The sequence below is a fragment of the Rahnella sp. ATs2 genome (assembly GCF_051851855.1).
Classification (GTDB): Bacteria; Pseudomonadota; Gammaproteobacteria; order Enterobacterales; family Enterobacteriaceae; genus Rahnella; species Rahnella variigena.
In genome coordinates this window covers 281,444-294,915 of sequence record NZ_JBLYPL010000006.1, presented here as the reverse complement: position 1 = coordinate 294,915, position 13,472 = coordinate 281,444, and the positions used below count along the sequence as shown (strand labels likewise).

The window sequence follows — 13,472 nt, the reverse complement described above, 5'->3', positions numbered from 1 at the left end:
ACCCTCCCCTTCGCTGGGGAGTAGCAGTCCGGTTCCGAATTTACGACAGCAAAAAGGCCGCATAAGCGGCCTTTTGTTTTTACTACCCGATAACTTATTTTTTCTTGGCGTATTTCAAAGAGTCCAGCGCCACCGCGAAGATGATGATGCTGCCTTTGATGATGTACTGCCAGTATGGGTTCACGCCGATATAGGTCAGACCGTAGTTGATGACGGTGAAGATCAGCACACCGGTTACCACGCCTGCCACAGAACCCACACCACCGGCGAATGACACGCCACCGACCACGCACGCTGCAATGGCATCGAGTTCGTACATAAAGCCGAGGTTGTTGGTCGCACTGCCGATACGCCCTGCTTCCAGCAAACCACCGAAGGCATAGAACACACCAGAGAGCGCGTAAATCATGATCAGGTTTAACGGTACGTTAACGCCTGACACTTTTGCCGCTTCCGGGTTACCGCCGATGGCGAAGATGTTTTTACCAAAGCGCGTTTTGTTCCACAACACCCAGACGAAGGCGATAGCAATGACCGCATAGAAGGTGATGTAGGAAAGCTTCAGGCCGCCCAGGTGGATAAAGCCCTGTGCAAACTTGGAGAAGCCAGGGTCAAAACCGGCAATCGGTGAGGAGCCCACATAGTCGTAATACAGGGAGTTAATCCCGTAAACGATAATCATGGTACCCAACGTGGTGATAAACGGCGTCACGTTCAGGTAAGCGATGATAATACCGTTAAGCAAACCGATCAGCGCACCGACGATACACACGGTCAGGATGACCAGCGGGATAGGCACCACTTCCAGATGCGGGAAGACTTTGTTGACGTTGTCCATTGCCTGCAACATGGTGGCTGCAACAACTGCCGCTAAACCAACCTGACGACCGGCAGACAGGTCGGTACCTTGTGTAACAATCAGACCCGCCACACCAAGCGCAATAATCACGCGCACAGAAGATTGCGTAAGAATGTTACTTAAGTTAACCAGACTGAGGAAGCTGGGATCCTGGATGATAATAATGGCCAGTAAGACCAGCAGTACCACATAAATCCCGCCCTCTTTTAAATAAGTGAGCACACTTTTCTTATTTAATGCTTTCATAATAAGAACCCTTAAAAATTAGAGATGCAAGGAGGCCAGGCGTAATATTTCATTCTGCGAAGTCGTTTTTGTGTCAACAATACCCGCAACCTGTCCATTACTCATAACCAATATTCTGTCAGTAATACCCAGCAACTCAGGCATTTCAGAGGAGATAATAATGATCCCCTTCTCTTTTTTAGCCAACTCGGTGATTAACTGGTAAATTTCAAATTTAGCGCCAACGTCAATCCCACGAGTTGGTTCATCCAGCATTAATATTTCAGGATTGGTTAATAACCAGCGCCCGATAATGACTTTTTGCTGGTTCCCGCCAGACAAAGAGCCAATACTGGTTTTATGCCCTGGTGTTTTCACCCGCATGGAATCGATAACCCACTGGGTATCGCTTTTCATACGGGTGGTGTCGAGCAGTCCGGCTTTATTTTTATATTGACGGATGTTCGAAATCAGCGAGTTAAAACCGATATCCAGATACGCATAAATACCCGTTGAACGACGCTCTTCAGTCACCAGCGCAAAACCATGATTAATGGCTTCATTGGCGCTGTGATTGTTAATTTTTTTGCCGTGCAGTTTAATGGTTCCGGATACTTTCTCACGGATGCCAAATAATGTTTCGACGATATCCGTACGTTTCGCACCGACCAGACCGGCAATTCCGAGGATTTCCCCTTTATGCAAATCAAAGGAAATATCGCGAATCGAAGGCTGACGCAGTGAGGTCAGATTACGGACTTCGAGGATCACTTCACCCGGCACGTTCTGGCGATCAGGGAAGCGCTGACTGAGTGAACGACCGACCATCATGGAAATAATTCTGTCCATGTCGAGGCCTTTCAGCGACTGAGTGGCAATCCACTGGCCGTCACGCAGGATGGTGATTTCATCACACAGCTGGAAAATTTCTTCCATCTTATGAGAAATATACACAATGCCGCAGCCGCGATCTTTCAGCTTACGGATAATCGTGAACAGGTGGTTCACTTCCTTTTCCGTCAGGGAAGATGTCGGTTCGTCCATAATGACGATTTTGGCATTGTAGGAAAACGCCTTGGCGATTTCGATCATCTGCATCTGGGAAACAGACAATTTACCGACCTTATCACGCGGATCGATATCGATATCCAGCTCATCAAAAATCGCTTTGGTGTCTTTGTACATTTTGTCCTGATCGACAAAAATGCCTTTGGTCGGATAACGTCCCAGCCACATGTTGTCCATGACGGTACGTTGCAACACCAGGTTTAATTCCTGATGCACCATCGACACACCTTGTTCAAGCGCCTCTTTGGAGCTTTTAAAATTTACTTCCTGTCCCTGAAAAAGAATCGTACCAGAGTCTTTGCTGTAAATTCCGAAAAGACATTTTAATAATGTGGATTTACCCGCGCCATTTTCACCCATTAAGGCATGGATAGAATGCGGACGCACTTTTAAATTCACATTATCTAACGCCTTAACGCCTGGGAATGATTTATTAATGCCGCTCATTTCCAGCAGGAATTCACCTGGCTTTTCTGTTTTTGTGTCAGATAACGAAATATCGGCCATAGTTGTACCTGGCTAAAGATAAAAATAAACGGATGTATTAATACCTGATGTCAGTAATGCAGCCGGCAAGCGAACCTGCCGGCTGCATCATGACATGACGTCCTGTCAGATAAGCATTAACGTCTCAGTACCCTTCATTCTTCACGTTGCAGATGCGTTGGCTGCTCTTATTCGCCCGAATCACTTACCTGAGTAAGCTCATCGGGACTCACTCGTTTGCCGCCTTCCTGCAACGCAAATTATTTTGGGTATAACACTTTGTCTTTGTTTACGGCTTAACCGCAATTATTTTTGCCACTGCTTAGCTTTGTTTTTTATTGCTGTCTGTCAGTCTTGATGCTTACTACATAAAACTAAAAGTCAGTCTTATTTCGTGAAAGTAGACAGATTATCTTTATCTACCGCCACGTAAGGAATACGGACCACTTTGTTTTCAACTTTCCAGCTGGTGCCCTCTGCTGCGGACTTGCCTTCAGCCAGATTTTTAGCCAGCTCAAATGTTGCTTTAGCCTGGTTGCTTGCATCGTTCAGCACGGTACCGGCCATTGCGCCAGATTTAACCAGTGCCAGCGCTTCTGGCAACGCATCCACACCGAAGACCGGAATGCTGGATTTGTTATGAGATTTCAGTGCTTCTACAGCGCCCATCGCCATTGCGTCATTGTTGGCGATAACCACTTCGATTTTGTTAGCGTTAGGACCGGACAACCATGCGTCCATTTTGTCTTTCGCCTGAGCGGTATCCCACATGGCGGTATCGAGCTGCAGCTGATCAGTTTTCAGGCCTTCTTTGCCATTCAGGGTGCTGATCACGTATTTAGTACGTGCTTCAGCATCCGGGTGACCCGGCTCACCTTTGATCAGTACGTACTGGATGGTGCCGTCTTTGTTCAGATCCCAGGCCGGATTAGCTTTCCAGTGTTTAGCAATCAGCTCACCCTGGATAACGCCGGATTCTTTAGAGTCAGTCCCGACGTAATACGCTTTGTCGTAGCTGTCTAAATCTTTACGGGAAGGTTCTTTGTTATAGAAAACAACAGGAATGCCAGCACCGCGGGCTTTCTCGATAATTACCGGGGCAGCAGCCGGGTCAACCAGGTTGATGGCCAGCGCTTTAACACCCTTCGCCAGCATAACGTCAACCTGGTCATTCTGGGTGGACTGGCTGTTTTGCGAGTCATTCATCAGCAGTTGCACATCTGGAGACGCTTTTGCGTCTTTCTCAATGGCTTTGCGAACTTCTGACATGAAGTTGTCATCATATTTGTAGATAGTGACGCCGATTTTAGTATCAGCAGCATGTGCGGCAAAACCAAACATCATGCTTGCAGCCAGAGTCGCCAGGGTGAAGACCTTCTTATTCATTTGTATCTCCGGTTATGTAGGGTGTTACAGAATGTGGCACCGGAAATCCATGCGGGAGCAGTACAGATCCACGCTATGTTTGCGGGTGCCTGCCATCCTTGACTTATAACGTCCTGACTCGCTGTGAAACAAGTCCGCCAGGCGGACCCAAATTGAATCATATTGAAAACGAATGAATCATAATGTGCGTGATGTTAATAAACTGTGAAAGTTCTCACAGATTGAAAACGGTTACATCGCGTTATTTGATCAATAAGTGACGGGCGCCACATTTTGCCACGGTGACACCGAATGGCGTCTGACCAGCGTCGGCATAAAACAATGCGATACGCCCGCAGATAGCTGTTCTGCCGCACCTTTTAGCGCCAGTTCGGTCGCCAGTGTCGCCATCGAGACGATCGGATAGCGCACCGTCGTCATCTTCGGACTGGTATAACGGGCAATCGGAATATCATCAAAACCAATCAAAGAAAAATCGTCTGGAATGTTAATTCCGTTTTCTTTCAACACGGCCATCGCACCCGCCGCCATCGAATCGTTATACGCAAACACCGCACTCAGATGTAAATTACGGCCAAGCAATTCCACCATCGCCGCCTCCCCGCCCTGCAAATCCGGCGAACTTTGCGCCCGCCATGCGGCAGGTGGCGCATCACCGCTCTGATGTGCCTGCGTCATTGCTTGCGTCATTGCCTGCGAGTAACCCTGATAACGCTGCAAATCGTCTTCGATTCCGTGACTGGAACCGATATAACCAATGCGCTGATGACCCTGAGAAAGCAGTAAACGGGTCGCCATTTCCGCTCCGCTGACGTTATCGAGCCAGACGCAACGGTGTTCGTAGCCAGGAATAACCCGGTTAATCAGCACCATGCCGGAAACCTGATCCATAAAGCGGGAGAGCTCGTCATCGCCCAGCGCTTTCGAATGCACAATCAGCGCGTTACAGCGTTGACGAATCAATACCTCAATGGCATGCCTTTCTTTTTCGGCAATATGATAGCTGTTACCTATCAGGACATATTTCTGATGCTGCTGTGCAACGGTATCCACCGCTTTCACCAGCGCGCCAAAAAACGGATCGGAAACGTCCATCACGACAACGCCAATGGTGTCACTGCTTTGTGTTGCCAGCGCCTGCGCATTGGCATTTGGCCGGTATCCCAGCGTGGCGACTGCCTGCAAAACCTGCTCGCGCGCTTCTTTGCTGGCGATTGCCGGATTGTTCAGAACACGTGAAACGGTGGCGACAGAAACGCCCGCCAGCCGGGCGACATCACGAATGGTGACCATGCGTCGCTCCGTGATCAGCCAGAGAATGGTAAGGAGGAATACGGAAATTTTTAACCCAGGAAGTAAAAAATGCAGACAAAGAGAAGCGAGGTGAAGTGCTCATGGCGTTTCCTTTATTAGTGTAGTGGTCGTCGGACTGGCACGACCGCTATCCTAATCATTTTGTGAAAACGCCTGCGTGAATCTCGTCACAGGAAAGAAAACGTTTACATACAATTTTGCAACCTTCATCCCAAATCCATCATTTAGGATGATGTATAGACCTCAGGCTCAGTTGGTTTTCAGTTCTTCGCCCGCGGCTTTCGCCGTCAAAAGACGCCACAACCATTCCACCGGCCCCTGCCTGAAACGGCGCAACCACAGCAGCGTCACCAGCAGATTACATGCCCAGACCAGCGGCACCAGCGCGACCAGTTGCAGGCGGTCGAAGTGCTGGTAGAAGCCGAAAATGTTGAAAAAGGTGGTGCAGATGAGTGTCTGTAACAGATAGTTGGTCAGCGCCATGCGACCAATCATTGATACCCAGCGCGTCAGTCGCCAGCGGGAGATCTGCGGCCAGAAGCCGTAACACAGCGCCAGATAGCTGACGGCCTGCATCAGCGAGCCAATTTCACGCGGCACCTGCAATAAAAAACCACTCCAGCGGTAGTCCCAGCCGGTGCGATACTGCATATAAATCGCCGGGATTTGTATCAGCAATGAAAGCGGTAACAGCACTGCAGCGACTTTACGGTAATGCGAGGGACGAAACCCGCCTTTCAGCCAGCCGCTGCGCATCAGACCGGAACCTATGAGCATTGCGCCCGCCAGTTCCCAGCCATATTGCGCCCCGATCGCCAGAAGACTCGACGACAGCAAATCGAGCCGGTTCTGAATCGCTTCCCAGCCGCCTTTCAGCCGCCAGTATTGTTCATATTGAATCTCCGCCGGTCCCGGAAGCCAGAAACTGCCGGGCTTGGGCGAACTGATAAGCCCGAGCATGGCCAGTACCGCCACGCCAATCAGATACAAAATGATGCCCGTTGAAATCAGCGACTGACTGCTGCGCCCTTCCCGCACCATCCGCCAGCACACCAGACCGATCAGTCCGTAAGACAGCAAAATATCGCCATCCCACAGCAAGGTCGCGTGTAAAAATCCGCACAGCAACAGAATCGAAAGACGCGCCTGGATCCAGTGTTTACCACGCGGCAGCAGCAAATACAGTCCGCCGCCAAACAGCATGGCGAACATCATCAGGAATTTACCTTGCGCGACGACGTCGAGCACCGCCCATGTCCAGGTATCAGAAGTCGAGGGAGTACCGGCAAATGCCGGATTCAGGTAAGCGGCTTTCGGTAAACCGAAGGCGCTGATATTGAGCAGAAGAATGCCAAAAATGGCGAGACCACGGGCAAAGTCGAGCGTGGCAATACGTGAGCGCATACCTGGCGTTCCTGTTAACGGTAAGGAGCTGATAATTGTGTGGGCTCCAGACAGACTAACGGCACCCTGAAGGTGCCGCAATATTAAAGTGTCTGACTGTTTAAAACGCTGCTGTTAGCTGGCGTGTCTTACCGTTCTTAAAAATTCTTGACGCGTATTCTGGCTGGATTTGAAAAGTCCACCCAGAGACGTCGTGGTCGTTGCGCTGGTCGCGTCACGCACACCGCGCGCTTTCACGCAGTAATGCACCGCATCAATGGATACCGCCACGTTGGTGGTGCCGAGCAGGGTCTGCAAGGCCACCAGAATCTGCTGGGTCAGACGTTCCTGAACCTGCGGACGCTGCGAGAAGAACTGCACGATGCGGTTGATTTTCGACAAGCCAATCACGGTGTCTTTCGGGATGTACGCCACGGTCGCTTTGCCGTCGATGGTCACGAAATGGTGTTCGCAGGTGCTGGTCAGGGTGATATCGCGCACGGTGACCATTTCATCCACTTTCATCTTATTTTCGATGACGGTGATTTTCGGGAAGTTGGCGTAATCGAGCCCGGAGAAGATTTCATCCACATACATCTTGGCGATGCGGTGCGGCGTTTCCGCCAGACTGTCATCGGAAAGATCCAGATTAAGAAGCTGCATGATACCGGTCATATGTTCCTGGATCCGCTGCTTGCGCGTTTCATTGTCGATCGGCAAAGCTTCACGCAGAGGGGTTTCCAGACCACGGGCTAACAGGGCCTCGTGAACCAAATTGGCTTCTTTACTCAGGATTGGCATTCTTTCTTTCTCCGGCAGATGTAATCACTTTGACGCAGATCACGCTAAAGTGAGGTGGCTTACTGTAGAGGAGAGCCGGTTCAGAATCCAGTGAATGTGCGTCATGATGGATGAAATAGCTGCAACTTATCGGTTCTGCCGGAAGACCAGCGCCCCTGCAATAATGAAACCAGCAAGCGCGACGTACAACGCAGGCTCCAGCTGATGTGTCAGCGCGGTAGAAATCGCCGACAGAACCGGACCAAATAACTGACCGACGGCGTAACCGGTGGTCAGCAATCCGGCCATATAGCGGCTGTGATTCGGCGCCAGTTCACGGCTGCACTGCAAAGCGAGCTGAACCACGCTGAGGAAACCGCCGCCAGTCAGCAATGCGCCGAGCACCAGACCGGTCACTCCCGGCACCACTTCCGCACACAGAATCCCCAGCCCCTGCGCCCATAATGTCAGTGCCAGACGTTTATGCGTCGTCAGGCGGTGCCGGGTCAGAATGCCGATGATAATACCGATAACCGCCGCGCCGCCAAACACCGGCCAGACGAACTGCGCGAACAGGCTGTCAGGAAAACGCGCACTCGCCATTTGCGATAAAAACGTCGCCGGAAGGATGTAACCAAATCCCGCCAGACTGTAACTCCACACCAGACGTTTCAGCGCAGGCGTCATCACCAGCGGTTCCGTCGCCACATGCGAACGGTGCAGATCGCCTTTTCGCGGCAGGTTCGGGGTGATAATCGCCACAAAAATCAGCGCCAGCACGCCGTAGACGCACCAGGCCTGCGCCGAGCTCAGCTGCAAACTGTGGATACCGACCGCTAACATGCCGCTGAGAAAAATTCCCGCCCCTGGCCCGGCGAAAACCGCCGCACTCAGTGCCGGACGGCCATAATGCGCCAGCCGTTCGTTACACCACGCCGACACCATCACCATCGCCCAGCCGCTGGTCCAGCCAATCATGAAGCGCACAATGCTGTGCAGCACTTCGCCGGAAATCACTGCGGATAATAACGTGAGAACTACCCCGCCCCACACGCCGAGCCACAGACGGCGTTCGAGATGTTTGCTGGCACGCATTCCATCGAATGCGCCGCAAAGATAACCGAGATAGTTGAAGGCCGCGACCAGCCCCGCGCCGGTCAGGCTGAACTGATGTTCAGCTATCATTAAAGGAACCTGCGGCGTAAAGGCGAAGCGCCCGATACCCATCGCGACCACAAAAGCCAGAAAACCACTTAATGCAATACGAAAAGCCATAACTGCTCCGTCACAAGAAACCGCGATGCAACATATCAGAAACAATGAATAAACATACTCAAAGCCTGTTGCCGAAAACAGCAGATTTCTTAAAAGAAAGTTAATTGGAAGTTGTGGCTATGATGCCTTATGAGTACAATCACGAAAACTGAATAATACAAACCAACTTGTTTACGATAAGAGAACACAGGAACCCATCATGGATCTGACTCAGTTACGGATGTTTTGCTGCGTAGCGGAAACCGGTTCGCTGGCGCGTGCGGCAGAGCAGTTACACCGCGTGCCGTCAAACCTGACCACCCGTTTACGCCAGCTCGAACTCGAACTGGGCACTGATTTGTTCATCCGTGAAAAACAGCGCATCCGCCTTTCCGCGATGGGTCACAACTTCCTTAACTACGCCGAACGTATTCTGGCGCTGAGTGATGAAGCCATGAGCATCACACATGCCGGAGAACCCGCCGGGAATTTCGCGCTGGGCTCGATGGAAAGCACGGCAGCAACGCGTCTGCCTTCGTTGCTGGCGGCCTATCATCAGAAATTCCCGCAGGTGGCATTGTCGCTGGTGACCGCCACGTCCGGCGAAACCATCGACAGCGTGCGTGCGGGACGTCTCGCGGCGGCGCTGGTTGATGGCCCGATCGATTTTGACGACATCAACGGTTGTATCTCTTTTCGCGAACGCATGGTGGTGATCAGTCCGCTGGGCGAATCACCGCTCGACGTGCCCGCGGGTCGCAGCGGTCATACCGTTTTTGCGTTTCGCCCGAGCTGTTCCTACCGCCAGCGTTTGCAGGGCTGGATTAAGCATATGAATGTGCCGGTTGCCAACACAATGGAGATCCAGTCCTATCATTCAATGATGGCCTGTGTCGCCAGTGGCGCGGGTATCGCGATGATCCCGCGTTCGGTGCTGGAACAATTGCCGGGGCACGAACGGGTAGAAATTCACGAAATTCCGGATGAGTTCGCCGATACCGCCACCTGGCTTATCTGGCGCAGGGATGCGTTCAGCCCGAATGTCCGGGCGCTGAAAGAACTGATTATTGAACAGAATGACGGTGTGATCCCGTTACTGAAACACCCGCTGGCTGGCGAACATGACTCGGCTTTGCATCCGACGTATTAACCTGAAATCTGATTAAGTAAAAAACACCTGACTGGAGCTACATAATGGAAATGATTAAAACGCGTGCGGCCGTCGCCTGGGGCCCGAATCAACCTCTGTCCATCGAAGAAGTCGATTTGATGCCACCACAAAAAGGCGAAGTGCTGGTGCGTATCGTCGCCACCGGTGTTTGTCATACAGACGCTTACACGCTGTCCGGCAAAGATCCTGAAGGCGTTTTCCCGGCAATCCTCGGTCATGAAGGCGGCGGTATCGTTGAAGCCGTTGGCGAAGGCGTCACCAGCGTGGCCGTCGGCGACCACGTGATCCCGCTGTACACGCCGGAATGTGGCGAGTGTAAGTTCTGTAAATCCGGCAAAACTAACCTGTGTCAGGCGATCCGCACCACACAAGGTAAAGGCCTGATGCCGGACGGCACCACCCGTTTCTTCAAAGACGGCAAGCCGATTTTCCATTACATGGGCACTTCGACTTTCTCCGAATACACGGTTGTTCCTGAAATCTCCCTGGCGAAAATCAACAAAGAAGCGCCGCTGGAAGAAGTGTGTCTGCTCGGTTGCGGCGTGACCACCGGCATGGGCGCGGTAATGAACACGGCTAAAGTCAAAAAAGGCGACACCGTGGCGATCTTCGGTCTGGGTGGCATTGGCCTTTCAGCGATTATCGGCGCAGTGATGGCGGGCGCAGGCCGCATCATCGGTATCGATCTCAACACCAGCAAGTTCGATCTGGCACGTAAACTCGGCGCAACAGATCTGATCAACCCGAAAGATTACGATAAGCCGATTCAGGAAGTGATCGTTGAAATGACCGACGGCGGCGTGGACTTCTCCTTTGAATGTATCGGCAACGTCAACGTGATGCGTTCCGCGCTGGAATGCTGCCACAAAGGCTGGGGCGAATCCGTCATTATCGGCGTGGCCGGTGCCGGTGAAGAAATCTCCACCCGTCCGTTCCAGCTGGTGACCGGTCGTGTATGGCGTGGTTCCGCATTTGGTGGCGTGAAAGGCCGCAGCCAGTTGCCGGGCATTGTGCAGCGTTATCTGGACGGTGAGTTCGCCCTGAACGATTTCATCACCCATACCCTGCCGCTGGAAGAAATCAACGAAGCGTTTGACCTGATGCACGAAGGGAAATCTATCCGCACGGTTATTCATTTTAATAAGTAAGGAATGTTTCGATGAGCAGCTCGATTGAACTACTCGAAGAACACCGGATGTTTGGCGGCTGGCAGCAGCGCTACCGTCATACGTCAGCGAGCCTGAATTGCAGCATGACGTTCAGCATCTATCTGCCACCGGCAAAAGACGATGCACCGCCGCCGGTACTTTACTGGCTGTCGGGCCTGACCTGTAATGATGAAAACTTCACCCTTAAATCCGGTGCGCAGCGCGTCGCGGCTGAGCTTGGGCTGATTCTGGTGATGCCGGACACCAGCCCGCGCGGTGAAGGTGTCGCCAACGACGACGGTTACGATCTCGGTCAGGGTGCAGGTTTTTATCTGAACGCCACGCAGTCGCCGTGGGCAGCGCATTACCGGATGTACGATTACCTGCTCGATGAGTTACCTGCGCTGATCAGCGGGCATTTCAAGGTCAGCGACCGGCAGTCAATCTTCGGCCATTCGATGGGTGGCCACGGCGCGCTGATGCTGGCGTTGCGTAATCCGCAGCGTTTCTGTTCTGTGTCCGCGTTTGCACCGATTGTGAACCCGGCTCAGGTGCCGTGGGGGCGTAAAGCTTTCACTGCGTATCTGGGGGATGACGAAAGCCAGTGGCTGCAATACGACAGTTGCCACCTGCTGAGTGCATTGCCAGCGGATCAGAAAACGTTCCCGATTTTAGTTGATCAGGGCGACGACGATCAGTTCCTGGCGGATCAGTTGCAGCCTTCAAAGCTGGCAGAAATCGCACGTCAGCGCGGCTGGCCTTTACAGCTGCGCGCTCAGCCGGGATACGATCACAGTTACTTCACGATTGCCTCGTTTGTGGAAGATCACCTGCGATTCCATGCGGAGTTTTTGCACTCTGGGGCATGAGTGCGTAATGCCTTTTGATGCTGAATGAGAAAATTTCGGTTTCTCAATGGCAGTGATCACCTGATTCATTGCGTCGAAACCGCCCAAAAGGGGAAGTGCTTTTCCCCTTTTGGATTTCCCCTCGCTTTTTAACTCCCCGCTATCGCTGTCACGACGGACATGTTCTGGTACATCAGTGAGTGGCGCAAAATGTCATCGCTTTGCGATTCCCTCATTTCAGGATTCGAGCCTTGGGTCTCGAACCATTCATTCGGTGCCATTTTTGATCGCGTCAATCAACTTTTTTAAAAGATGAAAAACTGTCCGCTGTGATTTTAAGATCATGCGGGCGATTCAGAAAGCTTGCTGAATGAGAGGTTGCAGACCCAAGGCTGCAATCCCGAAATGAAGGCACCGCCTGGCGGCAAGATTTCCAGCCTGTCGCGGTGATACCTGAAACATAGCCAGCGAGCGGAGCGTGCAGTTTGAGACGTGGAGATTCCAAAGAGGGCTCGTCTTAGCCCTCTTTGGTCGGTTTCAAACACAGCAGGTCATGTGAAAGTTGTTATTAAGAAACCGAAATCTTCGAGATTCAGTTAAAAAAGGGGGCTTTGGGGATCCCCAAAATCTCAATTCTTCAATTTCGGATCCAGCGCATCCCTTAATCCATCCCCCAGCAAATTAAACGCCAGTACGGTCAGGAATATCGCCAGACTTGGGAAGATTGCCACGTGCGGCGCCATGACCATATCGGCGCGGGCCTCGTTGAGCATCGCGCCCCACTCCGGCGTTGGCGGCTGTGCGCCCATTCCGAGGAACGACAGGCTGGCAGCGGTGATAATCGATGTGCCGATACGCATGGTGAAATACACCACGATTGATGACAACGTGCCCGGCAGAATATGACGGAACAAAATTGTCGCGTCGGATGCGCCGATACTGCGCGCCGACTCAATATAGGTTTGCTGTTTGAGCACCAGCGTGTTGCCGCGAACAAGACGTGCGAATGCCGGGATACTGAAGATAGCGACCGCGATGATCACGTTCGACATACCGTTGCCCATCACCGCCACCACGGCAATCGCCAGCAGAATACCGGGGAAGGCAAACAGCACGTCGCAAACGCGCATGGTGATACGGTCCCACCAGCCTTCGTAGTATCCGGCCAGTAATCCGAACACCGTGCCGATCGCTGCGCCGAGCACCACAGACAGTACGCCCGCGGTGAGTGATATCCGCGTGCCCATCAGAATACGGCTGAAAATATCGCGCCCCAGCGAATCCACGCCGAGCCAGTGGATCAGCGACGGGCCTTCGTTCAGACGGTCATAATCGAAATAGTTTTCCGGATCAAACGGTACCAGCCACGGCGCAAAAATCGCGGCGACAATCAGTAACAGGATAAAAATACCCGCTATCATCGCAATATGCTGCCTGCGGAAACGCCGCCAGAACGCTTTCCACGGTGTGCGGACCGCCTGTGATTGCACAGTTCCCGGTGTGATAATCGGCAAACTCGCGAGTACGGCATTTCGCCGCCAGTTTTTCAT

The 13,472-nt window shown here is 52.3% G+C and carries 11 protein-coding genes; 3 read left to right on the top strand and 8 right to left on the bottom strand.

The features are described 5' to 3' along the window. Positions 1 to 94: 94 nt before the first annotated feature. The 7 genes from mglC to ACJY2G_RS08460 all read right to left on the bottom strand — a co-directional run bounded on the left by mglC (position 95) and on the right by ACJY2G_RS08460 (position 8,776). The gene (mglC, locus tag ACJY2G_RS08490) at positions 95 to 1,105 is read right to left on the bottom strand and encodes a galactose/methyl galactoside ABC transporter permease MglC (RefSeq protein WP_120163900.1); all 1,011 of its coding nucleotides are present in this window, start codon (positions 1,103 to 1,105) and stop codon (positions 95 to 97) included. Between the two features lie 18 nt (positions 1,106 to 1,123). Then, positions 1,124 to 2,659 carry a galactose/methyl galactoside ABC transporter ATP-binding protein MglA gene (gene mglA / locus ACJY2G_RS08485; RefSeq protein WP_439291646.1) on the bottom strand — a complete coding sequence of 512 codons (1,536 nt, stop codon included), beginning with the start codon at positions 2,657 to 2,659 and terminating at the stop codon, positions 1,124 to 1,126. Between the two features lie 366 nt (positions 2,660 to 3,025). After that, on the bottom strand, positions 3,026 to 4,024 hold the full coding sequence (gene mglB / locus ACJY2G_RS08480) for a galactose/glucose ABC transporter substrate-binding protein MglB (RefSeq protein WP_120163903.1): 999 nt from the start codon (positions 4,022 to 4,024) through the stop codon (positions 3,026 to 3,028). Between the two features lie 249 nt (positions 4,025 to 4,273). Further along, positions 4,274 to 5,317 carry an HTH-type transcriptional regulator GalS gene (gene galS / locus ACJY2G_RS08475; RefSeq protein WP_439291645.1) on the bottom strand — a complete coding sequence of 348 codons (1,044 nt, stop codon included), beginning with the start codon at positions 5,315 to 5,317 and terminating at the stop codon, positions 4,274 to 4,276. 270 nt (positions 5,318 to 5,587) lie between these two features. After that, the gene (gene yeiB, locus ACJY2G_RS08470; protein ID WP_430319215.1) at positions 5,588 to 6,742 is read right to left on the bottom strand and encodes a DUF418 domain-containing protein YeiB; all 1,155 of its coding nucleotides are present in this window, start codon (positions 6,740 to 6,742) and stop codon (positions 5,588 to 5,590) included. A gap of 114 nt (positions 6,743 to 6,856) precedes the next feature. After that, a complete protein-coding gene (folE, locus tag ACJY2G_RS08465; protein ID WP_112287271.1) occupies positions 6,857 to 7,522 on the bottom strand; it encodes a GTP cyclohydrolase I FolE in 666 nt (221 codons plus the stop codon). Between the two features lie 126 nt (positions 7,523 to 7,648). Next, positions 7,649 to 8,776, bottom strand: coding sequence for a YbfB/YjiJ family MFS transporter (locus ACJY2G_RS08460; RefSeq protein WP_120163911.1), 1,128 nt, complete (start codon positions 8,774 to 8,776; stop codon positions 7,649 to 7,651). 199 nt (positions 8,777 to 8,975) lie between these two features. Here ACJY2G_RS08460 and ptrR point away from each other — a divergent pair, with 199 nt between their 5' ends. The 3 genes from ptrR to fghA are packed head-to-tail and all read left to right on the top strand — an operon-like array spanning position 8,976 to position 11,943. Then, entirely contained in the window at positions 8,976 to 9,905 is a 930-nt protein-coding gene (gene ptrR, locus ACJY2G_RS08455) for a putrescine utilization regulator PtrR (RefSeq protein WP_439291644.1), read from the top strand. 44 nt (positions 9,906 to 9,949) lie between these two features. Continuing rightward, positions 9,950 to 11,074, top strand: a complete 1,125-nt coding sequence (locus ACJY2G_RS08450) for an S-(hydroxymethyl)glutathione dehydrogenase/class III alcohol dehydrogenase (RefSeq protein WP_439291643.1) — start codon at positions 9,950 to 9,952, stop codon at positions 11,072 to 11,074. 11 nt (positions 11,075 to 11,085) lie between these two features. Next, positions 11,086 to 11,943, top strand: a complete 858-nt coding sequence (gene fghA, locus ACJY2G_RS08445; protein ID WP_439291642.1) for an S-formylglutathione hydrolase — start codon at positions 11,086 to 11,088, stop codon at positions 11,941 to 11,943. A gap of 608 nt (positions 11,944 to 12,551) precedes the next feature. On the opposite strand, the gene gsiD is transcribed toward fghA, so the two are convergent. Then, positions 12,552 to 13,472, bottom strand: a complete 921-nt coding sequence (gsiD, locus tag ACJY2G_RS08440) for a glutathione ABC transporter permease GsiD (protein ID WP_430319219.1) — start codon at positions 13,470 to 13,472, stop codon at positions 12,552 to 12,554.